The following is a 24,518-nucleotide window of genomic DNA, read 5'->3' as shown; positions in this document are numbered from 1 at the left end:
TGATAGAAGGAAAAAAAACGGAGGGCTGCAGATGAACCGGTTATCGTGGGATCAATATTTTATGGCTCAAAGCCATTTGCTTGCATTGAGAAGTACGTGTACAAGACTTTCCGTAGGGGCTACCATTGTCCGCGAAAAAAGGATGATTGCCGGAGGGTACAATGGATCCATCGCGGGAGGGGATCACTGTATCGATTCCGGCTGTTATGTAATAGAAGGCCATTGCGTGCGAACCATACATGCAGAAATGAATGCAATTCTGCAATGTGCGAAGTTCGGAGTCCCGACTAGAGGAGCTGAAATCTATGTTACTCATTTCCCGTGTCTCCAATGCTGTAAAGCGATCATTCAGGCTGGCATTCAATCCGTATTTTACTCCGCCGATTATAAGAATCATCCGTATGCCGTTGAACTTTTTCAGCAGGCAGGGGTCAAAGTAAAACAGGTAGAGAGAAAGCAGCATGAGATAGATCAGAGCGGGGAAAAAGATGAGCTGTTGACGGATTTGCTTACCCGTTTAAAAGAATTAGTGGATGATGAATCCGAAATGAATGAAATTAAACAAAGAGCGGACCGGATAATGTCCGGTTCATGACGGATCAGGAGGTGGATGGTTGACTTACGTTTTATGTGCAGCCGCCTCTGTAATAGGTATTTTATCAGCCCGGTATTCAGCGGAATGGGCAGGCTTCCTTATTGTTCTGATATGGAGTCTGATCCATTCTGCAAGAAAAAGAGAGAATGCAGGTATACTGGCGCCGGCAGTTTTTTTCTTCTTTGTCCTTCTGACTTCCTTTCACAGTTATTTCACCGAAACCGACTTCCGGGAAGGACCCTTTTCAGGAAGAGGCATGCTGACTGTTCATCCGAATGTGGACGGAGACCGGTTCGGTGCAATCATGAAGCTCAATAATTATGAATCTGCAGCGCTAAGGCTGTTTATTAAAGATGAAGCAGATCAAAAGCGTCTCCGGCAGCTGTCAGGCGGGATGATATGCACGGTTTCAGGGAAACTGGAGCCGCCTCTCAGGCCCACAATTCCAAATGGTTTTCACTACAAGGAGTACCTTGAGGCGCAATCCATTCATTGGATGCTGACGGCATCATCGATCGGTGACTGCACAAAAGGTTCTTCTCCTGAAGCGCTGCTGCTTCAGTTAAGATCACAAGGGCTGGCGTTTATTATCGATTCATTCCCTGCAGAATCCGCAGGTATTGTACAGGCGCTTATTTTTGGTGAACGGGAATGGATTAATAAGGATACAGAAACTGCTTATCAAAAGGTGGGAGTCATTCATCTGCTTGCGATTTCAGGAATGCAGGTTGCACTGATTGCAGCCGCAGGAAGATTTGTATTAATGAGAATGGGGGTCAGCAGGGAGGGCTCTTCATGGATCTTGTTTTTGCTTATGCCTTGCTATTTAGTAATAGCCGGAGGTTCACCGTCTGTGCTGAGAGCGGTAGCTGCAGTTGAACTTTACTTTTTGTTCCTTATCATGAGATGGCCGGTACGCCCCCTTAAGCTTTTGTCTCTCCTGTTTATGATCTGGCTTGCAGTCAACCCCTCCCAACTATTCCTTTCAGGCTTCCAGCTGACCTTCATCATCAGTTTTTGTTTACTGGTATCCACTTCTATCTTTAAAAAATACCCAAAAAATATCCTCTTTCAAAACCTTCTTCTCACCTTCCTCTCTATGATTTCAACCATGCCCCTCATTTTACACTCTTTCTGGGAACTATCTCTCATCAGTCTCATTGTTAATTTAATTTATGTTCCGCTTTATTCCTTCCTTATTATGCCGGTATCTCTCTGTTCTTTTCTGATTGCGCTTTTTCAGGCGCCGTTCTGGGAGAACGGAGTTTGGCTCGCATCTCTCCTTATTAATGGAACAAATCGAATGACGGAAGCAATCTCTGCGGCCGATCCCTTTCTTCTTAAACCGGGGAAGCCGCCGGCAGGACTCATGATTGCCTATATTGCGGGTGTGTTTTACTGTTTGTGGACCATGGAAAAAGGGGCAAAGAAAGCAGCAGGGGCTGTATTCATATTAATGGGACTGCTGATTGCAGATCACATCCTGCCTTATTTTGATTCTGCTGGATCTGTCACATTTCTTGATGTAGGGCAGGGTGACTGTATAGTGATTGAGCTTCCGTATAATGCTGGTGTATATGTGATCGATACAGGTGGCAAGCTTTCTTATCAGGCAGAGGATGCGGAATGGAGAAAGCGAAGAGAGGAAAAACAGCTTTCGGATTATACGCTTCTCTCTTATTTATCATCAAAAGGCATATCGAATCTTGATGGGGTTTTTTTAACTCACGCAGATCAGGATCACACAGGGGAATATCTTCACATTCTGAAAAAAATAGGGATAGAAAAGCTTGTTGTTCCGGAAGGATTTGTCAGAGATGAGAAAGACAGAGAGCTTATTACAGAAACTTTGAAAAAAGGCATTCCGGTCTATACAGCAAGAGGTCATGAAATGGTAAAAGAAAAAGCAATAGAGTTTCAGGTTTTGTGGCCGTCAGCATGGAGTGAGAGCAAAAATGAGGACTCGCTCGTCCTTCGTTTTCACCTGGGAGGCAAATGGTGGGTTCTTACAGGGGATCTTGAAAAAGAGGGAGAAGCAGCAATGCTTAAAACAATTGGAGAACGATTGGAAACCGATGTATTAAAAGCTGGTCACCACGGAAGCAAAAATTCTACATCGGATGAGCTTCTTTCTAAAATGGCTCCGTCCGCTGCTGTGCTTTCCGCCGGGAGAAAAAACAGGTACGGCCACCCCCATTACGAGGTCATAAAACGGCTGAATGACCATGGGATTCTTCCTTTGCGGACGGATCAGAGCGGGACGATCCAATACTTTTTTATTGGAGAAAAAGGAACCTTTATCAGCTATCCTCCATACGATGGAGTAACCCAAAGCGGCCGGGAAACAAAAAAATAGAGACTGCAATCCAGTCTCTTCCAACAGATTCTTTCCTTATTCAGCAATCAGGCCGCAACCAGCTTGATGACCGTTGCGATAATGAAAAGGGCTGCAAAAAATCCGAAGGAAACAGCAAAACCAACTCCCGAATCCACAGCGTCATTTCGTTTACTCTGCACATTCTTTTCAAATTCATTCACATTTACCCCTCCTGTTTCCCCATTAGTATAAGGGAAACTAGAAAAAAAATCCATCCTGTACAAGTAAAGATTCTTCCGGTATAGAAGATCTTTACAGCTATACTCTTTTATTTCAAGAGCAAAATAGTAAAGGATGCGGCATCGTTTTTTTGCAGAATGAACCCGGGCCCTGCAAAAGGACGTTTATCATATATGGAGGATGGGGGGATTCCCTCCTTCCTCCGTTTCATCGATTCCGAGCCTTGCCAAAAAGCATGAAACTCTATACGATGGGTGTAGAGTTTTTTTACATAGGAGCTGGATGGACGTGCTGCAGTTTTGGAAGCAGATAAATAATAAAAAGATGGCTTCTGTTTATCTTTTAATCGGGACAGAAGCATATCTGATGGAACAAACGGTTAAAAAGCTGGTGGAAGCCGCTTTGCAGGAAGATGAGAAGGACTTTAATTTTTCTGTGTATGATATGGAGGAAATTCCTGTTGAAACAGCTATGGAAGATGCGGAAACCTTGCCGTTTATGGGAGAGAAGAGAGTGGTTCTCCTTAAAAATCCGATATTTTTAACAGGTGAAAAGAAAAAAGAAAAAATAGACCATAACATAGAACGATTCGAACAATATATTAAAGAACCTGCTCCTTATACAGTGTTAATTGTACAGGCACCATACGAAAAACTGGATGAGCGGAAGAAAATTTCAAAGCTGCTGAAAAAAACGGCAGTAGTCGGCGAAGCCAGGCCGCTGAGTGAGCAGGAATTAATTCAATGGACTCATACATTGGCTAAGCTTGAGGATACGGAGATGGAACAGGATGCTTCTGAGCATTTGGTTGCTTTGACAAATGGAAGCCTGATGTTAATGGACCAGGAAATACTAAAGCTGTCAGCTTACATCGGACCTGGAGGAAGGATAAGCAGATCTTTGGTTGACCAGCTGACAGCAAGGACCCTTGAGCAAAATATTTTTGAATTAATAAACCACGTCACAGCAAGAAAAGCAGATCAGGCCCTTCACGTGCTGCACGATCTTTTAAAGGCAAATGAGGAGCCAATTAAAATATTGTCGCTGATATCCGCCCAAATCCGCCTCATTCTCCAGGTTAAACAGCTTGCCGCCGGAGGATATGGACAGCCGCAGATTGCGAGTACGCTAAAGGTCCATCCATTCCGGGTGAAGCTTGCTGCACAGCAGGCGGCTTCCTTTAGTGAAGAGGAACTGAAATCGCTAATAAAGAAGCTTGCTGAAGCGGATTATGGAATGAAAACAGGCCGGATGGATAAAGTGCTGATTTTGGAGATTTTCTTAATGCAGCTTGCAAGACCCCAAAAAACAAGAACATAAAAAGAGGACCGGCATTGAGCCGGTCCTCTTTCAGCATTGCTTATGCAGACAAACCGTTAACTTGTTTAGTCAAACGTGATTTGTAGCGGGCAGCAGTGTTTTTTTGGATGATTCCGCTTTGAGCAGCTTTATCAATTCTTTTAGCAGCTTCTTGAAGAGCAGTTTTTGCATTGTCAGCATCGTTGTTCACAATAAGTGCTTCAACTCTTTTGATTGCAGTACGCATAGAAGATTTGATTGTTGCATTATGAGCGCGGCGCGCGTCATTTGTTTTTACGCGTTTAATCGCAGATTTAATATTTGGCATCCGATTCACCTCCTAAAAAAAAGCAATCGAGATCTATTTAACTCGATATATTTCCAACATAGAGAACAAGAGATATTTTATCAGACCCCGCACCGTTATGCAATACCTCTGACAAGGAATTTTCGTTGATAGCTCACTTCCCGAATGGCACCGTGCCTTATTGGAAAAAATAAATGCAGGACGAATTACAGGAGGGAAAGAAAAATGAGTGATTCACTGGATCTGACGAACTATAAAATCCGAACCGACCTTGCAATTGAAGCGAGAGATCTCGCCTTGGAGCAGCAGGAAAAAGAACAGACGAAGCAGGAAGGGAGCGGGGAAGTAAAAGGAATCGTGGTAAAGGAACGCACCGAAGGCGATATCAGGCTGACTTCGGTGGAAATCAATAAAGATGGCGAAAGAGCGACCGGAAAAAAGGCGGGAAATTATCTGACCATACAGGCGGACGGAATCCGGCAAAAAGATACGGAATTGCAGCAGAAGGTAATTGAGGTGTTTGCACGCGAATTCAGTCTTTTTTTAGACAGCCTGGGGATAAAGAAAGAAGCTTCCTGTTTAATTGCGGGACTCGGAAACTGGAATGTTACCCCTGATGCACTCGGGCCAATCGCTGCAGAAAATTTATTGGTGACGCGTCATTTATTTGAACTTCAGCCGGAAAATGTGCAGGAAGGATATCGTCCTGTAAGCGTCATTTCACCAGGGGTTATGGGACTGACGGGTATTGAAACAAGTGATATTATCCTGGGGGTTGTAAACCGTATCAAACCGGACTTTATCATCGCAATTGATGCGCTGGCTGCAAGATCTGTTGAACGGGTTAATGCAACCATCCAAATATCCGATACGGGCATTCATCCCGGGTCGGGGGTTGGCAACAAAAGAAAGGAATTGAGCCTGGAAACACTCGGAATTCCCGTTATTGCCATAGGCATTCCAACAGTAGTGGATGCAGTTACAATCGCCAGTGATACGATTGATTATATATTAAAGCATTTTGGACGCGAGATGGCACAGGGAGACCGTCCTTCACGTTCCCTTGTTCCAGCTGGCATGACTTTTGGGGAGAAAAAGAAGCTGACTGAAGACGATCTCCCGGAAGAAGAGCAGCGAAAAACATACTTAGGAATTATTGGAACCCTGCCGGAAGAAGAAAAGAGAGCGCTGATCCATGAGGTGCTCAATCCGCTTGGCCATAATCTCATGGTGACCCCTAAAGAAGTGGATGTTTTTATCAGTGATATGGCCAATGTTATAGCGAACGGTCTTAATTCAGCTCTTCATGGTCAAATAGGCCATGATAATAGAGGAACCTATACACACTAGCATTTTCGTTCTAACTCTCGCAGATTGCTCATAGACTTTATAAGACAATCTCCGGGAGGACGGATATACATGAAACGGATAAATTCAGCCCCTATCCTTGCCATTAGCGGGACAAGCATAAAAAAACTCTTATTTTCAGCCTTTTTGGGCCTTGTCTTTATTTTTGTGCTCTCTGGTGTCCTTACCTCTTTAAAACCTCAGTACAGGCCGGCTTCCGAATCTCTGCACAGCCTTGCCGATGGAATTGCAGGGGAGGCATTTGTTTATCTGATGGGTTCTGAAAACCATTACTTTACTCAGGTACTTCCTGAAGAAAGCAAGCCGGCTGACTGGTCATCGATGTTTTTAAGATTGGCCGCAAGCATTAATTTAAATGACCCGCGAAGCTTGCTTGGAAGAGAGCTCCCCGGTTTTTCATTATATGACAGTGAAATTATTGTTGCCGGTGAAGGTGGCAATTACAGCACGATTATCCCCTTTGAATCAGCTCCGCCTGAAGAAGTTCAGCTTCAGGCACGGGAAGCATCCATAGAGGAGCTGAGAAAAGCTTCGGCTAAAACGGAAGGAACGGCTGAGCCGCCTGTCAATACGACCGGTGATAAACAAGTGGTGTACATTTACAGCACCCATAATACGGAATCCTATCTTCCGCTGTTTAAAAATCCATCCAAAAATTCTGATGATGCCTTTCATAAAAGTGCAAATGTGACGCTCGTCGGCAAAATGCTGGCAGATGAGCTGAAAGCACAGGGAGTAGGGACACGTGTTGAGCAAAAAGATATTCAGAGCCTGTTAAAAGAAAAGAACATGAAATACAGCCAGTCCTACACCGCTGCCAGACCGGTTGTACAAGAAGCAATGGCCTCCGGAAAAGATCTGGCTTATCTGATTGATATTCACAGGGATTCCCGCCGCCATGCACAAACCACGGTGACAATCAAAGGAAAGGCTTATGCCCAGCTCGTTTTTGTAGTTGGCGGAAAGAATGCAAATCGGGAGAAAAATATTGAACTTGCTAAAAAACTCCATACCCAGCTGGCAAAAAAATATCCTGGCCTGAGTAAAGGGGTCACGTTGAAAATTAAAAATTCGAACGGGCTGTTCAACCAGGATCTCTCCGGAAATTCGATCTTGCTGGAAGTCGGAGGAGTAGACAACAATATCGAAGAATTAAGGAATTCTACAAAAGCTGTTGCAGATGTGTTTAGTGAATACTATTGGCAGGCGGAGAAGGTTCAGGGTGATACTAAAGGGAAAACAGAGAAGAAATAATAGGACTCGAGGGATTAAAATGATCAAATTCATGTTTACATCCATTTTTATAGCAGCCCTTCTTTTTCTTGGAGTCCTTATGGGAATGCAAATGGCAGGGACCGGGATGAAGAACCTCCAGGGTTATGACAATCCGGATATGAAAAGTGCCTTTACCTTAAAGAGCGGCGGGGATAAACAGGAAATGGAGGCTTCGGTTCTCGGTCAGTCGATCTCCAGTCATGATTTAGAAGAGAAAAGAAAACAGATTGAAAGCATGGATGCCTTTAATCCACTCTCCGAAGCAGCGAAAGGAATATCATCCGGAATTGAACATCTTTTCAGCAGCCTGATGAAGGCTGCTCAAGGTGAAAAGGATAAATAGCGGACAGCTTCCATTTCGGAAGCTGTTTTTGCTGATAAAACCCATAGGGTTCATCGTTCTCTTCAAAACATTTGTTGAATGTTGAAAATTCAATTGATATAATCAATGCTAGCGCACTGCGCAGTTTTGTAGGAGTGATGGATGATCATGAATAATCAGGATAAATTTAAAAGACAGTCTAAAATCCGTAATTTTTCAATAATTGCTCACATTGACCATGGAAAATCCACTTTGGCGGACCGGATTCTCGAAAAGACTTCGGCAATCACCCAAAGGGAGATGAAGGCCCAGCTTTTGGATTCAATGGACCTTGAACGCGAACGCGGAATTACCATAAAACTAAATGCTGTTCAGCTTACATACAAGGCGAAGGATGGCGAAGAATACATTTTCCATCTCATTGACACTCCCGGACACGTCGATTTCACGTATGAAGTATCACGGAGTCTGGCAGCTTGCGAAGGAGCCGTTCTTGTTGTTGATGCTGCTCAGGGAATCGAAGCGCAAACCCTTGCGAATGTATACCTGGCACTGGATAACAACCTTGAAATCCTGCCTGTTATCAATAAAATTGATTTGCCAAGTGCCGAGCCGGAGCGAGTCCGGAAAGAAATTGAAGATGTTATCGGCCTTGACGCTTCTGAAGCGGTACTCGCTTCTGCAAAAGCGGGGATAGGAATCGAAGAAATTCTGGAACAGGTTGTTGAAAAGGTCCCGGCTCCGACGGGAGATCCTGAGGGCCCTCTTCAAGCCATGATTTTTGACTCGCTTTACGATTCGTACAGGGGAGTTGTAGCGTACATCCGAATTGTGGAAGGTACGGTTAAAGTCGGACAGAAAATTAAAATGATGGCAACAGGGAAAGAGTTTGAGGTGCTTGAACTCGGAGTTTTCACACCAAAAGCCGTTATGAAAGACGAGCTGACAGTAGGAGATGTAGGATTCCTTACGGCAGCCATTAAAAACGTTGGCGATACACGGGTCGGTGATACGATAACCAGTGCCAAGAATGGGGCTACTGAGCCGCTTCCAGGCTATAGACGATTAAATCCGATGGTATACTGCGGACTCTATCCAATTGATACCGCTAAATACAATGATTTGCGTGAAGCGCTTGAAAAACTGGAATTGAATGACTCTGCCCTTCAATACGAGCCGGAAACTTCACAGGCCCTTGGCTTCGGATTCCGCTGCGGCTTCCTCGGACTGCTGCATATGGAAATTATTCAGGAGCGGATTGAACGGGAATTTAACATCGATTTGATTACGACTGCACCAAGTGTTATCTACAGCGTATTTTTGACGGATGGAGAAGAACTGCGCATTGATAATCCGTCCAACATGCCTGATCCGCAGAAAATTGCCAGAGTGGAAGAGCCTTACGTTAAAGCAACGGTTATGGTCCCGAATGAGTATGTAGGGGCTGTTATGGAACTTTGCCAGGGCAAACGGGGCATTTTTATTGACATGCAGTACCTGGATGAAATTCGGGTGAGCATTGTATACGAAATCCCTCTTTCTGAAATTGTCTACGACTTTTTCGACCAGCTCAAGTCCAGCACAAAGGGCTATGCTTCCTTTGATTACGAATTAATCGGATACAAAGAATCCAAGCTTGTTAAAATGGATATCCTGCTGAATAATGAAACGATTGATGCATTATCCTTTATCGTTCACCGCGACAGCGCATATGACCGCGGAAAAGTGATTGTTGAGAAGCTGAAAGATCTGATTCCGCGCCAGCAATTCGAGGTGCCGATTCAGGCGGCCATCGGACAGAAAATTGTAGCCCGTTCTACGATTAAGGCGATGAGGAAGAACGTGCTCGCTAAATGTTACGGTGGAGATATTTCCCGTAAGAGAAAGCTTCTGGAAAAGCAAAAAGAAGGAAAAAAACGCATGAAGATGGTTGGTTCCGTTGAGGTTCCCCAAGAAGCGTTTATGGCCGTTCTTAAAATGGATGATAACTAATAAAAGCAAAAGAGCCCAGCCGGAGAGAGGCTGCATTCTTTGGACGCAGAAGGATGAGCAGCCTGTCCGGGCGGGAAAACTGGATGAGATTCCGCTCTTCCGGATTTGTCTGGAAATCAGCCTCCGGTAAAGTCCGTTGCTGATGATGGGCGCCTGGAATGGCTTAGGACAGTCCCAAGGCGCAAAGCGAATGCCTTGAGCGGAAAACAACAGCCAAATTAAACAAAGCTACTAACTTAAAAGCCAAGGGGATGCCGCAGAGTTTCTGCGGCATCTTCCTGTAAAAGGAGAGTCCATCATGGTGAAAGCAGCCTATGTGCATATCCCGTTTTGTGAATACATATGCCACTACTGCGATTTCAACAAGATATTTATACAGAATCAGCCAGTAGAAGCATATCTGGACTATTTAAATAAAGAAATTGAGCAAGTTATGCAAAAGCATGACAAACAGAAGCTTGATACGATCTTTATCGGGGGCGGCACTCCAACGGCATTGAATGAGCCGCAGCTTACCATGCTGATGGAATCTATTAATCGGCATCTGCTTCCGCTGGATAAAGACATTGAATTTACAGTGGAAGCCAATCCCGGAGACCTTTCCTACGAAAAAATGAAGCTGCTCAAAAGCTTTGGAGTCAATCGCTTCAGTATCGGAGTGCAAAGCTTTAATGACAGACTGCTCGAAAAAATCGGGCGCGTTCACAGGAAAGAGGATGTATTCCGGACAGTCGAAGATGCGAAAAAGGCGGGCTTCGATAACCTGAGCATCGATTTAATGTTCGGACTTCCGGGACAAACGATCGAAGATTTTGAAACAACGCTGGATCTCGCCCTTAGTCTCAACGTCCAGCATTTCTCTGCCTATTCTCTCATCATTGAACCGAAAACGGTTTTTTACAACCTGGTTCAAAAAGGAAAACTTCCGCTTCCTCCTCAGGAAGATGAAGCGCGTATGTACGAAATACTGATGGACCGCATGGAAAGCCGCGGGTTCCATCAGTATGAAATCAGCAACTTTTCTCTGCCGGGAATGGAAAGCAAACATAACCTGACATACTGGGAGAATGAGGAATACTTCGGTTTTGGAGCGGGGGCGCATGGCTATGTAAATGGTATGAGGGAAGTAAACGCCGGTCCGCTGAAAAAATATATGTCCTTAATTGATGAAACAGGATCTCCTGTCACATCCGAACATCATGTAACGGCCAATGAACGGATGGAGGAAGAACTGTTTCTCGGATTGCGCAAAACAGCCGGGATCAGCAAGGGGAATTTTAAAGAAAAATTTGGCCTGGACCTATCGGAGGTTTTCAGCAAACCCATTAATGAGCAGAAAGAAAAAGGATTGCTTGAAGAAACCGATTCCAGAATATTTCTTTCGGTTAAAGGGAGACTCCTCGGGAATGAAGTTTTCCAATCCTTTATCGGCATTTAGCCGTCTTTAAAAAGTAAGACATTTGAATTGACTTTTCTTTTCTGTTTTGATAATTTGTTAATAGTATTAGCACTCAGCTGCTACGAGTGCTAACAGAGGTGATGACAGATGCTAACAGATCGTCAATTGCTGATTTTGCAAGTAATTGTTGATGACTTCATCCAGTCAGCTCAGCCTGTCGGTTCGAGAACCCTGTCCAAAAAAGAAGAGATATCCTTCAGCTCAGCTACCATTCGGAACGAAATGGCAGATCTTGAAGAATTGGGCTTTATTGAAAAGCCCCACACTTCGTCAGGACGTATACCTTCAGAGAAAGGCTACAGGTATTACGTAGATCATCTGCTGTCTCCGAAAAGACTGGCTAGCAATGAGGTTCGAATGATCAAATCTCTTTTTGAGGATAAGATCTTTGAACTGGAAAAAATGGTACAGAAGTCAGCTCAGATTCTTTCAGATATGACGAGCTACACGACCATTGTGCTAGGGCCGAAAGTGAATGAAAATCAGCTGAAACACTTGCAGATTATCCCAATCAGCGAAACTGCTGCGGTTGCTATTATGGTAACCAACACGGGGCATGTTGAAAGCAGGCCGATTTCCCTTCCGGACTCTGTAAGGCCAGGTGATATTGAAAAAATCGTAAATATCCTTAATGAACGACTATCGGGGGTTTCACTTTCCGAACTTAAGGATAAAATGTACAAGGAAGTAGCGAGCATATTAAAGTCTCATATTGAAAATTATGAGCTTTTCCTTGAATCGTTTGAGGACACCCTTCTTCCGACAGACCACCAGGAGAAATTGTTCTTCGGCGGAAAAACCAATATGCTGAATCAGCCCGAATTCAGTGATCTTAAAAAAGTGAAAACTCTTTTGAGAATGATTGATGAAGAAAGGCTGTTTTATAATTTACTCAGCAGCAAGGATGCCGGACTTTCAATTTCAATCGGAAAAGAAAATCAAATTACTGCGATGGAATACTGCAGTCTCATTACAGCTGCATATTCAATCGATGACAAAAAAATAGGGACAATAGCCATTCTTGGGCCGACACGCATGGAATACTCAAGGACTGTCAGTCTTCTTCAAAAAGTTGCCGGAGGCTTGTCAAAGGCTATGTCGGATCAGTATTACAGCTGAGATTGCTGCTTTTTAAAAATGAAGGATGGGGATCGGCAATAACCCATCCCCTTTCTCATGCATTTAAGGGAGGTGAAAGATTGTGGAAAACGAAAAAGACTTAAAAGACCGTGAATGGACAGAAGAATCAGAGGGGAAATCCGCACTTTCAGATGAGGAGGTTCTCGAGCACGATGAAGCTGGGGAAGATTCTTCAGAAACTGCTGAAATAAGTGAAACCGACTCGAAAATTGCGTCTCTTGAAGCGAAGGTAGAGGAGACAGAAGGCAAACTTCTCCGTGTGCAGGCTGACTTTGAAAATTTCAAGCGCAGATCAAGGATGGATGCGGAGTCCGCACAAAAGTACCGCGCTCAAAACCTGATTTCTGAAATTCTGCCGGCGCTTGATAACTTTGAAAGAGCTCTTAAGGTAGAAGCTTCTGATGATAAGACAAAATCCCTTCTGCAAGGAATGGAGATGGTTCACCGCCAGCTCGTTCAGGCTCTTAAAAGCGAAGGCGTAGAAGAAATCGAAACGGTTGGAAAACCATTTGACCCTCATCTGCATCAGGCAGTGATGCAGGCTGAAGAAGAAGGCTATGAGCCGAACACTGTCATTGAAGAGTTTCAAAAGGGCTATAAGCTTAAGGACCGGGTCATTCGCCCGTCGATGGTAAAAGTAAGTCAATAATCTATACATAATTTGAGGAGGTAGCATTATGAGCAAAATTATCGGTATCGACTTAGGTACAACAAACTCTTGTGTGGCTGTTCTCGAAGGCGGAGAACCAAAAGTTATTCCAAATCCGGAAGGCAACCGCACAACTCCATCCGTAGTCTCTTTTAAAAACGGGGAGCGTCAAGTTGGGGAAGTGGCAAAACGCCAGGCGATTACAAATCCCAACACAATCATGTCCGTTAAACGCCACATGGGAACTGACTACAAAGTAGAGGCAGAAGGCAAAAATTTCACGCCTCAGGAAATTTCAGCTGTTATTCTTCAGCACTTAAAATCCTATGCAGAAAGCTATCTTGGCGAAACAGTTACAAAAGCTGTTATCACGGTTCCTGCTTATTTCAATGATGCAGAACGCCAGGCTACTAAAGATGCCGGCCGCATTGCAGGTCTTGAAGTGGAACGCATCATCAACGAGCCGACAGCAGCAGCTCTTGCTTATGGCTTGGATAAACAAGATGAAGACCAGACGATTCTCGTTTATGACCTTGGCGGCGGTACATTTGACGTATCTGTTTTAGAACTTGGAGACGGAGTGTTTGAAGTACGTTCTACTGCAGGTGACAACCGCCTTGGCGGAGACGATTTTGACCAAGTCATTATCGATCACCTTGTCGCTGAATTCAAAAAAGAAAACGGCATTGACCTTTCTAAAGATAAAATGGCGCTGCAGCGTTTGAAAGATGCAGCTGAGAAAGCGAAAAAAGATTTGTCAGGAGTGTCGTCCACTCAGATTTCTCTTCCATTTATCACGGCTGGAGAAGCAGGACCTCTTCACTTGGAACTAAATCTTTCAAGAGCGAAATTCGAAGAGCTCTCTTCAGAGCTTGTTGAACGCACGATGGCACCTGTACGCCAGGCCCTTCAGGATGCTGGCATTTCCAAAGACGAGCTTGATAAAGTCATTCTTGTCGGCGGATCTACACGGATCCCTGCTGTACAGGATGCAATCAAGAAAGAAACAGGAAAAGAGCCTCACAAAGGGGTAAACCCTGATGAAGTTGTAGCACTTGGTGCTTCCATTCAGGGCGGTGTCATTACAGGAGATGTTAAAGATGTCGTGCTTCTTGACGTAACACCTCTATCACTTGGAATTGAAACAATGGGCGGAGTGTTTACAAAGCTGATTGACCGCAACACGACGATCCCGACGAGCAAGTCACAGACATTCTCAACAGCTGCAGACAGCCAGACAGCCGTTGATATTCACGTTCTTCAAGGTGAACGTCCAATGTCTGCCGACAACAAAACACTTGGCCGCTTCCAGCTTACTGACATTCCGCCGGCACCAAGAGGAGTGCCTCAAATCGAAGTAAGCTTCGATATCGACAAGAACGGTATCGTAAATGTGCGTGCAAAAGATCTTGGGACAAATAAAGAACAAACCATCACGATTAAGTCCTCAACTGGTTTAAGTGATGATGAGATCGAACGCATGGTAAAAGAAGCCGAAGTAAATGCAGATGCGGATAAAAAGCGCAAAGAAGAAGTAGAAGTCCGCAATGAAGCAGATCAGCTTGTATTCACGACTGAAAAAACACTTAAGGATCTTGAAGGCAAAGTGGATGAAGCAGAAGTGAAGAAAGCAAACGATGCAAAAGATGCATTGAAAGCTGCAATTGAGAAAAACGAGCTTGAAGAAATTAAAGCGAAAAAAGATGAGCTTCAGGAAATTGTACAGCAGCTGTCTATGAAGCTTTATGAAGAAGCAGCAAAACAGCAGCAGGGTCAAGAAGGCGGTTCTGCTAAGCAAGACGATAACGTTGTAGACGCTGATTACGAAGAAGTAGACGACAACGATAAAAAATAATGAATGATCGACCTAGAAAAGTCAAAGTCAGGCTTGCCTTGACTTTGACTTTTTTTACGGTCATAAATGAACGGGATAAGCCTGACTGCAATAATATGCAAGAGCATGTTTGGGCGGAGCAGCCATATGACATTCGTTACAATTCATGCATACCCCGAGAGGTTCGCTGAAAAAGGGGCTGGAGCCTGCACAAGATGCCGGCTAGCTTTAAAGGCGCTCCGAACCATTGGCTGAGCCACCAGAATCCTGTGTTTTTCAGTATTGCTACAGTAAGCTTAAAAATGATACAATTTACTTTATGTGAGAATTCGGGAGTTGAGAGGATTATGAGTAAGCGAGACTACTATGATGTACTTGGTGTCGGTAAAGATGCTTCGAAAGAGGAGGTCAAGCGCGCCTACCGAAAGCTTTCGAAAAAGTTTCACCCTGATATTAATAAAGAGGCAGATGCCGATCAGAAATTTAAAGAAGTAAAAGAAGCATATGAAGTACTGAGTGATGACCAGAAACGCAGCCATTATGATCAGTTCGGACATACCGATCCAAACCAGGGATTTGGCGGATTCGGAGGCCAGGGCGGGGACTTTGGCGGCGGATTTGGCTTTGATGATATTTTCAGCTCTATTTTCGGCGGCGGAGGCGGTCGCAGAAGAGATCCGAATGCACCGCGTCAAGGGGCTGACTTGCAATATACGATGTCCATGACATTCGAGGAAGCAGCTTTTGGAATGGAAAAGGAAATTGAAATCCCGAGAGATGAGACATGTGATACATGCCGCGGCTCAGGAGCAAAACCGGGAACATCTCCTGAAACATGTTCCCACTGCGGAGGATCCGGTCAGCTTAATGTCGAGCAAAATACACCATTTGGACGAATTGTAAACCGCAGAGTCTGCCATTACTGCAGCGGTACCGGCAAGATGGTAAAGCATAAATGTTCTACTTGCGGCGGCGATGGAACGGTCAAAAAAAGAAAAAAAATTAAAGTGAACATACCTGCGGGAGTGGATGATGGACAGCAGCTTCGCGTAGCCGGTCAAGGAGAACCGGGGGTCAACGGAGGACCGGCGGGAGATTTATATGTGGTCTTCCAAATCAAGCCTCATGACTTCTTCCAGCGCGATGGTGACGACGTTTACTGTGAAATGCCGCTTACATTTGCTCAGGCAGCGCTTGGGGATGAGATTCACGTTCCTACACTTCACGGTAAAGTGAAACTGAAAGTCCCTGCAGGAACACAGGCCGGAACAAAATTCCGTCTGAAAGGAAAAGGGATTCCTAATGTACGTGGGTATGGCCAGGGGGATCAGCATATCGTAGTCCGGGTTGTAACTCCGACAAATCTGACAGAAAAGCAGAAAGAACTGATCAGAGAATTTGCTGAAACAACCGGCAACCGTCCCGATGAAAATGAAGAAAGCTTCTTCGATAAAGTGAAAAGAGCCATAAAAGGCGATTAATAATTAAGGAGTTGGCAGAGGATGAAATGGTCAGAAATCAGTATCCATACAACACAGGAAGCAGTAGAACCAATCTCTAATATACTACATGAAGCTGGTGCGAGCGGCGTCGTAATTGAAGACCAAATGGACCTGCTTAAGGATAGAGAAAGTGTTTATGGAGAAATCTACCACCTCGATCCCCGCGATTATCCTGCAGAAGGAGTAATCATCAAGGCGTATCTGCCAATGAACAGTTTTTTAGCCGAGACGGTTGATGGGATTACAGATTCAATAGAAGGATTGTCCCAGTACGGAATTAATCTGGGCTCTAAACAGCTTACGACAAGCGAAGTGCATGAAGAGGATTGGGCAACAGCCTGGAAGAAGTATTATCATCCAGTCAAAATTTCTGAAAAATTCACCATCGTTCCTACATGGGAAGAGTATCAGCCTGTTCACTCGGATGAACTGATTATTGAGCTTGATCCGGGCATGGCTTTCGGAACAGGGACTCATCCCACTACCGTTCTGTGCATTCAAGCCTTGGAGCGAACCGTGCAAAAAGGGGACCAGGTTATTGATATTGGGACGGGCTCGGGTGTTCTGAGTATTGCGTCTGCATTACTTGGGGCATCATCCGTACAGGCAATGGATCTTGATCCGGTAGCCGTGGAAAGTGCCAGACAAAATATCGTGTTAAACAAGGTAGACGGGCAAGTGGAAGTTTTTCAAAATGATTTGCTTTCCGGAATCACAGGTAAGGCAGATGTCATTGTAGCGAACATATTGGCTGAGGTTATTTTGAAATTCACGGATGATGCCTATCAACTCGTAAAAGAGGGCGGATGGTTTATTACCTCCGGCATCATTCTAAATAAAAAGAACGATGTGAAGGATGCTCTCATAAGTGCAGGATTTGAAATTGCTGAAACGCTAGTGATGGAAGATTGGGTCGCTTTTCTAGCCAGGAAGAATTAGACCTTTCCTGACACATTGCTCACTAAACATAAGGGCCGGCTCTTCCAGCCGTCCCTTTCAAATTTTGCATCCGGCATCTGGAGGAATGGACATGCAGCGTTATTTTACCGATCTGCCTAAACATAAAATCAGCTCCTTTATTCAAGCAGAGGGAGATGATTTTCATCACATCGTCAAAGTAATGAGGATGAGGGAAGGGGACTCTGTCGTCTGGGTGACCTCAGACGGAGAAGAAGCATTATGCACGTTAATGGAACCCGGGAATAGTGAAGTGAAATGTTCCGTAAAAGAATGGATCACGGAAAATAAAGAGCTTCCGGTTCATATAGCCATTGCATGCGGGCTGCCTAAAGGGGATAAGCTGGATTTCATTATACAAAAAGGGACAGAGCTTGGTGCTTTTTCGTTTATCCCTTTTAATGCGGCTCGTTCTGTAGTAAAATTGGATGACAAAAAATCCAAAAAGAAAACCGGGCGCTGGCAGAAAATTGCAAAGGAAGCTGCAGAGCAGTCATACCGGAATCTTATACCTGCCGTTTATGACCCGGTTTCCATTAAAGAACTCATTCAAATCGCCAAGGATTATGACGTGAAAATAGCAGCTTACGAAGAAGCGGCTAAAAATGGAGAGAAAAGCCGGTTTGCCCAAGCTCTCGAACAGCTTTCTCCAGGTCAGACCCTTCTTGTCGCGACAGGTCCTGAAGGCGGTTTTACAGAAGCTGAGATGGAATTACTTCAGGAAAACGGATTTATAACAGCAGGATTTGGCCCTAGAATATTAAGGACGGAAACCGCTCCGCTCTATGCACTTTCAGCGGTTTCCTACCATTTTGAATTAATGAGGTGAAGATATATGGCATCCGTTGCGTTTCATACATTGGGATGTAAAGTAAATCACTATGAAACCGAAGCCATTTGGCAGCTTTTTAAAGAAGCAGGCTATGAGCGGAGAGAGTTTGAAAGCTCCGCAGATGTGTATGTAATCAATACGTGCACAGTAACAAATACAGGGGATAAAAAGAGCCGGCAGGTAATCCGCCGTGCAATCCGTAAAAATCCGGATGGTGTTATTTGTGTAACAGGATGCTATGCCCAGACATCTCCTGCCGAAATTATGGCTATTCCCGGAGTGGACATTGTGGTTGGTACTCAGGACCGTATAAAGATGCTGGATTACATTGACCAGTACAGGGAAGAAAGACAGCCAATCAACGGTGTGAGCAACATTATGAAGGCTCGGACATATGAAGAACTGGATGTTCCAGCCTTCACAGACCGTACGAGAGCTTCTTTGAAAATCCAGGAAGGCTGCAACAATTTTTGTACATTCTGCATCATTCCATGGGCTCGCGGTCTCATGCGTTCCCGCGATCCGGAAGAAGTGATCAACCAGGCTCAGCAGCTTGTAGATGCAGGGTATAAAGAGATTGTCCTGACAGGCATTCATACCGGCGGTTATGGAGAAGACATGAAGGATTACAATTTTGCCGCACTTCTGCGCGCGCTTGATGAGCGGGTAGAAGGACTGAAAAGAATCCGTATTTCTTCCATCGAAGCAAGCCAAATTACAGATGAAGTCATAGAAGTACTTGACCGCTCAGATAAAATTGTCCGCCACCTTCATATTCCGATTCAATCTGCTTCAAATACCGTATTGAAAAGAATGAGAAGAAAGTATACGATGGAATTTTTTGCAGAGAGACTCGTCAGGCTGAAAAAAGCCCTTCCTGGACTTGCTGTTACGTCGGATGTCATCGTTGGCTTCCCTGGGGAAACAGAAGAAGAATTCATGGAGACCTACAATTTTATAAAAGAGCATCAGTTTTCAGAACTTCATGTATTCCCTTACTCCAAGCGGACAGGCACCCCTGCCGCAAGAATGGATGATCAAGTGGATGAAGATGTGAAAAATGAGCGGGTTCACCGTCTAATTGAATTATCCGATCAGCTCGCCAAGGAATATGCTTCCGGCTACGAGGGAGAAGTCCTTGAGGTCATTCCTGAAGAGGAATATAAGGATGCCCCCGGCAGCGGATTATACGTGGGCTATACAGACAATTATCTAAAAGTAGTCTTTCCTGCATCGGAAGACATGGTCGGCCAAATTGTCCGTGTGAAGATTGAAAAAGCAGGTTATCCTTATAGTGAAGGCCAATTCGTAAGAGTATTGGACGATCGTGAAGATTCCATCCGATTAAGCTCATAAGGAATAGGCGGGGACAAAAGGTTTCCGGCTAATAAAAAAACCGAACGATTATTTAAAACTCTGATATAGAGCTTCATAATCGTTCGGTTTTACTGTTTTTATGTTTTTTTCAAAGGCTATGTTAAAGCATGTTGCTGATTTTTTACACCTGTTGATTGGAGCGGAAAGCGAACGACTGCTAGCTGCAATCAACAGCCAAGTTTAACAGTGCTTTTTCAAAAGAAATATTCGGCTTTAAGGACAACAATTTTAGTTATGTCCCAGTCTCTTTTTATGTATGACTTAAAGAGCTTGACTATGTATAATAGAAGAGGTAAGAAGTCCGACAACTAAGTGAGAGGTGTTTATTCATGTCTGAAAAAATCGCAAAAATGATAGATCATACTGCTTTAAAACCGGAGACAACAAAAGAACAGATTGAGAAATTGTGCGCGGAGGCAAAAGAATATGGATTTGCTTCTGTTTGCGTAAACCCTGCCTGGGTAGAATTATGTGCATCCCTGTTAAAGGGAACGGATGTAAAAGTATGCACAGTGATCGGTTTCCCTCTTGGAGCATCCACATCTGCAGTAAAAGCGTTCGAAACCAAGGATGCGATTGAAAAAGGTGCAACTGAGGTTGATATGGTCATTAACATTGGAGCGTTAAAAGATGGCAATGCCGAGCTTGTCGAAAAAGACATTCGTGCGGTTACAGAAGCTGCAAACGGCAAAGCTCTTACAAAAGTAATTATTGAGACTTGTCTTCTGACAGATGAAGAAAAAGTACTTGCCTGCGAACTTTCAGTGAAAGCTGGCGCAGATTTTGTAAAAACTTCAACAGGTTTCTCAACCGGCGGAGCGACTGTCGAGGATATCCGTCTGATGAGAAAAACAGTTGGACCAGAAATCGGAGTGAAGGCATCCGGCGGAGTACGGGACCGGCAAGGCGCAGACACGATGATTGAGGCAGGTGCGACCCGAATAGGTGCAAGCGCAGGAATCAGTATCGTAAATGGCGGAACCTCCCAATCCGATTACTGAGCAAAGCTTCCAAAACCGCGGAATAATTAAGGTTTTGGTTGACCATTTCCACCTGTTATATTATAATGGCAAAGTACATGTTTAAATAAGCATGACAACTTTGAAGCATTCGTCGATTGGTGTATTCGGAGGGAGGGAAATAGCATGTCTAAAACAGTAGTTAAGAAAAATGAATCGCTTGAAGATGCTCTTCGCCGCTTTAAACGTTCCGTTTCAAAAACAGGCACGTTGCAAGAAGCAAGAAAGCGTGAATTTTATGAAAAACCTAGCGTAAAACGCAAAAAGAAATCAGAGGCGGCTAGAAAACGCAAATTCTAAAAGAGGGTGTATTGCATGAGTCTTCTTGATCGTTTAAATCAGGATATGAAGCAAGCGATGAGAAGTAAAGACAAAGACAGACTCACTGTTATACGTATGGTCAAAGCTTCTTTGCAAAATGAAGCGATCAAGCTTAACAAATCCGAGTTGTCTGAGGACGAGGAATTAACGATCCTCTCTCGCGAACTTAAACAACGTAAGGACTCCCTCCAGGAATTCAAAAACGCTGATCGTTCTGATTTGGTAGATAAACTTCAAGCTGAAATTGTGATCGTCAATGAGTACATGCCTGAACAGCTCTCAGATGAAGAACTGCTAACCATCATCAATCAGGCGATTGAAGAGACTGGCACATCTTCCAAAGCTGAGATGGGCAAGGTGATGGCCGCGATTATGCCTAAAGTAAAAGGCAAAGCCGACGGTTCCCTTGTCAATAAGCTTGTACAGCAGCAGCTATCATAATAAAGTAGCAAAACACCTTGCCGGCCGGTAAGGTGTTTTTAGCATTTCTCCCTCCCTTCTTGCTCATTCCCCCTTCTCAACACTGCTTCAAAAAAATTGAATCTTTTCCATTCCTATTACGTATAACCAATATGGGGATCCTGTATCAGAAAGGAGGGGAATCACCAATTAAGTTATTTTTCTCAAGCTTCCTATTCACTGTGATCGTGTCCTTATTATGTACAGTGCCTGTCACTAATGCCGCTGCTGGGGATGGTCATCCAAAAGGAATGCTCATACCGATCCACAAAGAGATCGATCCTGTCCTCGCAAAGTTTGTAGAGCGAAAGATTAACCAGGCCGAAAAAGATGATATCAAACAAATCATTCTTGATATTCATACACCAGGAGGAACTCTTCAGTCTGCACTGAAACTCTCCGGCAAGCTCCGCAAAACCGATATTCCGGTTACAGCCTACATAAATACACATGCCCTCTCTGCCGGCGCATACGTTGCATTAAGTGCCGACTCCATCCTAGTAAATAAACAGTCAAAAATGGGCGCGGCAGCAGTAATTAGAGGCGATGGAGGAGATGCTGATAAGAAGACCCAATCGTTCTGGCTTGCTGAATTAAAAGAAACCGCAGAAAGCAGCGGACGGGATCCTGTCTATGCGCTTGCTATGGCCGACCCATCCATTCATCTTCCTCAATTAAATGCAGGAAAAGGAAGGCTTCTCACCTTAACCGGACAGCAGGCGCTGCAAATAGGATACGCTGAAGGCGAAGCAAATTCATTGCAGGAAGTCCTTGCGCTCCGCGGTTTGTCCTATGCGGATACAGAAAGGCCCAAGGAAGGATTCGCTGAGCATACAGCAAGGCTGTTAACGAGTCCAGCTGTCATTCCAATCCTTTTGACAGTGGCTTTAGTGGGCTTGCTTCTAGAGTTGTATACACCTGGATTTGGGATCTTTGGCTTTATTGGACTGTCAGCTCTCTTTTTGTTTTTCTTCGGTCACTTAGCTGCCGGATTGGCAGGAATGGATGCTGTGCTATTTTTTGCTGCCGGCATCTTGCTGTTGATTGCAGAGCTTTTTCTTCCAGGAGGAATAATCGGCTTAGCGGGAGCGGCGGCTATAGGATACAGTCTATTTATTTCAGCGGATAATCCATCATGGATGGGAATATCCATTGGCATTGCGCTTGCCGTTTGTTTCATTGTTTTCATCTTACTGACAAAGGTGTTTGGTAAAAAAATGAAATTTTTCAAAAAGTTTATTTTAACAGATCAAACAGATACAAAAAGCGGATACATTTCCAATAAATCGCGTTCAGATTTAATTGGACAGCATGGTGTATGCCTGACGGCTCTTCGTCCGGCCGGCACCGTTTTAATTGGAGATGAGCGGATTGACGCTGTATCAGAAGGTACCTTCACTGAAAAAGGAAAAACAGTTAAGGTGGTTAAAACGGAAGGTATGCGAGTAGTAGTCAGGGAAATCGAACCAGCCCAATAGGAGGGATAGTATGGATCCATCAACATTGTTAACGCTTGTCATTATAGCAGCTGCTCTTGTTTTCCTGGGAATTTTCTTTACATTTGTACCGGTCATGCTCTGGATTTCCGCACTGGCAGCAGGCGTAAGGGTAAGCATCTTTACGCTTGTGGGAATGAGATTAAGAAGGGTTACGCCAAGCAGGGTAATCAATCCCCTGATAAAAGCCCATAAAGCGGGGCTTGGAGTTACGACAAATCAGCTGGAAAGTCATTATCTCGCAGGAGGAAATGTCGACCGGGTTGTGAATGCACTGATTGCGGCAGAGCGGGCGAACATAGAGCTAAGCTTTGAACGCTGTGCAGCGATTGATCTTGCAGGGAGAGATGTGCTGGAAGCTGTACAGATGAGTGTTAACCCTAAAGTCATCGAAACTCCTTTTATTGCCGGGGTGGCGATGGATGGAATCGAAATGAAAGCAAAAGCAAGAATTACTGTAAGAGCAAATATTGACCGGCTCGTCGGAGGAGCAGGAGAAGAAACGATTATTGCCAGAGTTGGCGAAGGGATTGTCAGCACAATCGGAAGCTCGGACAACCATAAAAAAGTACTCGAAAATCCTGATATGATTTCCCAAACGGTTCTGAATAAAGGGCTTGATTCCGGTACGGCTTTTGAAATACTCTCTATCGATATAGCGGATGTAGATATCGGCAAAAACATTGGAGCGATTCTTCAAACAGACCAGGCAGAAGCTGATAAGAAAATTGCACAGGCTAAAGCTGAAGAACGCAGAGCGATGGCCGTAGCACAGGAACAGGAAATGAGGGCAAAAGTAGAAGAAATGAGGGCAAAAGTGGTGGAAGCGGAAGCGACTGTGCCGCTCGCTATGGCGGATGCCCTGAAACAAGGCAATATGGGGGTCATGGATTACTTGAATATCCAGAACCTCTCGGCAGACACGGATATGAGAGGGTCAATAGGAAAGCTGAATGATCAGGAAGACAACTGAATGAGGAGGTCTTATGATTGAATGCAATCAGTTCATTGATTGATGCGGTTACGAATAATCCAGTGCTTTCCGGAGCAGTAATCTGGATAGGCGGGCTGCTGGTATCTTTCCTGTTTAAAGAGCGGGTAAAAGAGCCTGAAAAAAAGCCTGAAAAAAAGAAGCGGGCACAGGATTCCTCCGCCTTGAAAAAAACGCAGGTACACGCCTCCATGCAGGAGGTATATCAAAAGGCGAAAGAGCGGTCCTTCACAAATGATTTCTCCGGCAGTGAACAGGAACTGGCTGTCGTTAAATTGAAAAAATCTGCGGCCGGGACCCAAACAGTCCGGAATCCTGTTATTCAGGGGATGATATGGGCAGAAATTATAGGGAAACCCCGTTCGCTGAATCCTCATCATACAAGGCAAAGAAAAATAAGACCGTAATAATCATGTATTAGAACCCTCCTTCCCTCATACATATGAGATGAAGGGGGGTTCTTTTTTATGGCGAAAAAATGGAGCAGCCGCATTGCAAACTGGATAACGAAAACAATCGAACTCCCGCCTGATGTCATGATGGATTTGCCGCGAATCACAATGGTTGGCCAAATCCATATTTATATTGAAAACCACCGGGGACTTCTTACGTTCTCAGATCAGGAAATCCGGCTTCTTCTAAAGCAGGGGCAGCTTCTTATAAAAGGACACAATTTTGTCATCCGGACCATATTACCTGAAGAAATTATGCTGGAAGGAAAAATAGAGCAAGTTCAGTACCTCGAGCAATAGCGAATGGAGGAGAAA

The 24,518-nt window shown here is 44.4% G+C and carries 24 protein-coding genes; 22 read left to right on the top strand and 2 right to left on the bottom strand.

Annotated features, from left to right (window positions below):
* The first annotated feature begins 31 nt into the window (after positions 1–31).
* Together CEF21_RS15700 and CEF21_RS15695 are read left to right on the top strand one after the other, a co-directional pair.
* On the top strand, positions 32–595 hold the full coding sequence (locus CEF21_RS15700) for a ComE operon protein 2 (protein WP_123917975.1): 564 nt from the start codon (positions 32–34) through the stop codon (positions 593–595).
* 19 nt (positions 596–614) lie between these two features.
* Positions 615–2,951, top strand: coding sequence for a DNA internalization-related competence protein ComEC/Rec2 (locus CEF21_RS15695; RefSeq protein WP_123917973.1), 2,337 nt, complete (start codon positions 615–617; stop codon positions 2,949–2,951).
* 47 nt (positions 2,952–2,998) lie between these two features.
* Here the strand turns inward: CEF21_RS15695 and CEF21_RS15690 are convergent, their stop codons facing one another.
* Positions 2,999–3,133, bottom strand: a complete 135-nt coding sequence (locus tag CEF21_RS15690; protein WP_123917971.1) for a YqzM family protein — start codon at positions 3,131–3,133, stop codon at positions 2,999–3,001.
* A 343-nt stretch (positions 3,134–3,476) separates the two neighbouring features.
* Here CEF21_RS15690 and holA point away from each other — a divergent pair, with 343 nt between their 5' ends.
* Positions 3,477–4,472 (top strand): DNA polymerase III subunit delta, encoded by a 996-nt coding sequence (gene holA, locus CEF21_RS15685; protein WP_481747679.1) that lies wholly within the window; start codon positions 3,477–3,479, stop codon positions 4,470–4,472.
* A 40-nt stretch (positions 4,473–4,512) separates the two neighbouring features.
* On the opposite strand, the gene rpsT is transcribed toward holA, so the two are convergent.
* Positions 4,513–4,779, bottom strand: a complete 267-nt coding sequence (gene rpsT / locus CEF21_RS15680; RefSeq protein WP_123917966.1) for a 30S ribosomal protein S20 — start codon at positions 4,777–4,779, stop codon at positions 4,513–4,515.
* 204 nt (positions 4,780–4,983) lie between these two features.
* Between rpsT and gpr the strand changes: the two genes are divergently transcribed.
* The 19 genes from gpr to yqfC all read left to right on the top strand — a co-directional run bounded on the left by gpr (position 4,984) and on the right by yqfC (position 24,503).
* Positions 4,984–6,108 carry a GPR endopeptidase gene (gene gpr, locus CEF21_RS15675; RefSeq protein WP_123917964.1) on the top strand — a complete coding sequence of 375 codons (1,125 nt, stop codon included), beginning with the start codon at positions 4,984–4,986 and terminating at the stop codon, positions 6,106–6,108.
* A 69-nt stretch (positions 6,109–6,177) separates the two neighbouring features.
* Positions 6,178–7,380: a stage II sporulation protein P gene (gene spoIIP, locus CEF21_RS15670; protein WP_123917962.1), complete on the top strand. Its 1,203-nt coding sequence runs from the start codon at positions 6,178–6,180 to the stop codon at positions 7,378–7,380.
* Between the two features lie 19 nt (positions 7,381–7,399).
* Entirely contained in the window at positions 7,400–7,744 is a 345-nt protein-coding gene (locus tag CEF21_RS15665; RefSeq protein WP_164462211.1) for a DUF3679 domain-containing protein, read from the top strand.
* Between the two features lie 147 nt (positions 7,745–7,891).
* Complete coding sequence (gene lepA, locus CEF21_RS15660) at positions 7,892–9,715, top strand: translation elongation factor 4 (RefSeq protein WP_481747678.1); 1,824 nt, start codon at positions 7,892–7,894, stop codon at positions 9,713–9,715.
* Between the two features lie 298 nt (positions 9,716–10,013).
* The gene (hemW, locus tag CEF21_RS15655) at positions 10,014–11,153 is read left to right on the top strand and encodes a radical SAM family heme chaperone HemW (RefSeq protein WP_123917958.1); all 1,140 of its coding nucleotides are present in this window, start codon (positions 10,014–10,016) and stop codon (positions 11,151–11,153) included.
* A 108-nt stretch (positions 11,154–11,261) separates the two neighbouring features.
* A complete protein-coding gene (gene hrcA, locus CEF21_RS15650; protein WP_123917956.1) occupies positions 11,262–12,293 on the top strand; it encodes a heat-inducible transcriptional repressor HrcA in 1,032 nt (343 codons plus the stop codon).
* Between the two features lie 82 nt (positions 12,294–12,375).
* The gene (gene grpE / locus CEF21_RS15645) at positions 12,376–12,963 is read left to right on the top strand and encodes a nucleotide exchange factor GrpE (RefSeq protein ID WP_123917954.1); all 588 of its coding nucleotides are present in this window, start codon (positions 12,376–12,378) and stop codon (positions 12,961–12,963) included.
* A gap of 28 nt (positions 12,964–12,991) precedes the next feature.
* A complete protein-coding gene (gene dnaK, locus CEF21_RS15640) occupies positions 12,992–14,818 on the top strand; it encodes a molecular chaperone DnaK (RefSeq protein WP_123917952.1) in 1,827 nt (608 codons plus the stop codon).
* Positions 14,819–15,144: 326 nt separating this feature from the next.
* On the top strand, positions 15,145–16,278 hold the full coding sequence (gene dnaJ, locus CEF21_RS15635; RefSeq protein WP_123917950.1) for a molecular chaperone DnaJ: 1,134 nt from the start codon (positions 15,145–15,147) through the stop codon (positions 16,276–16,278).
* Positions 16,279–16,299: 21 nt separating this feature from the next.
* Positions 16,300–17,238, top strand: coding sequence for a 50S ribosomal protein L11 methyltransferase (gene prmA / locus CEF21_RS15630; protein WP_123917948.1), 939 nt, complete (start codon positions 16,300–16,302; stop codon positions 17,236–17,238).
* Positions 17,239–17,329: 91 nt separating this feature from the next.
* Positions 17,330–18,085: a 16S rRNA (uracil(1498)-N(3))-methyltransferase gene (locus tag CEF21_RS15625; protein WP_123917946.1), complete on the top strand. Its 756-nt coding sequence runs from the start codon at positions 17,330–17,332 to the stop codon at positions 18,083–18,085.
* A gap of 6 nt (positions 18,086–18,091) precedes the next feature.
* Complete coding sequence (gene mtaB / locus CEF21_RS15620; protein ID WP_123917944.1) at positions 18,092–19,444, top strand: tRNA (N(6)-L-threonylcarbamoyladenosine(37)-C(2))-methylthiotransferase MtaB; 1,353 nt, start codon at positions 18,092–18,094, stop codon at positions 19,442–19,444.
* Positions 19,445–19,794: 350 nt separating this feature from the next.
* The gene (gene deoC / locus CEF21_RS15615; RefSeq protein ID WP_123917942.1) at positions 19,795–20,466 is read left to right on the top strand and encodes a deoxyribose-phosphate aldolase; all 672 of its coding nucleotides are present in this window, start codon (positions 19,795–19,797) and stop codon (positions 20,464–20,466) included.
* 144 nt (positions 20,467–20,610) lie between these two features.
* On the top strand, positions 20,611–20,784 hold the full coding sequence (rpsU, locus tag CEF21_RS15610) for a 30S ribosomal protein S21 (protein WP_009791389.1): 174 nt from the start codon (positions 20,611–20,613) through the stop codon (positions 20,782–20,784).
* Positions 20,785–20,799: 15 nt separating this feature from the next.
* Positions 20,800–21,246, top strand: coding sequence for a GatB/YqeY domain-containing protein (locus tag CEF21_RS15605; RefSeq protein WP_123917940.1), 447 nt, complete (start codon positions 20,800–20,802; stop codon positions 21,244–21,246).
* 269 nt (positions 21,247–21,515) lie between these two features.
* Positions 21,516–22,742: an NfeD family protein gene (locus CEF21_RS15600; RefSeq protein ID WP_241156690.1), complete on the top strand. Its 1,227-nt coding sequence runs from the start codon at positions 21,516–21,518 to the stop codon at positions 22,740–22,742.
* 10 nt (positions 22,743–22,752) lie between these two features.
* On the top strand, positions 22,753–23,733 hold the full coding sequence (floA, locus tag CEF21_RS15595) for a flotillin-like protein FloA (RefSeq protein ID WP_123917936.1): 981 nt from the start codon (positions 22,753–22,755) through the stop codon (positions 23,731–23,733).
* 17 nt (positions 23,734–23,750) lie between these two features.
* Positions 23,751–24,158: a hypothetical protein gene (locus tag CEF21_RS15590; protein WP_123917934.1), complete on the top strand. Its 408-nt coding sequence runs from the start codon at positions 23,751–23,753 to the stop codon at positions 24,156–24,158.
* A gap of 60 nt (positions 24,159–24,218) precedes the next feature.
* Positions 24,219–24,503 (top strand): sporulation protein YqfC, encoded by a 285-nt coding sequence (gene yqfC, locus CEF21_RS15585; RefSeq protein ID WP_123917932.1) that lies wholly within the window; start codon positions 24,219–24,221, stop codon positions 24,501–24,503.
* The last annotated feature ends 15 nt before the right edge of the window (positions 24,504–24,518 follow it).

This window comes from Bacillus sp. FJAT-42376, from assembly GCF_003816055.1.
In the GTDB taxonomy this organism is placed as follows: Bacteria; Bacillota; Bacilli; order Bacillales; family Bacillaceae; genus Metabacillus_B.
Note: the sequence above shows the minus strand (reverse complement) of the source record. Positions and strands in the feature narration are given on the sequence as shown.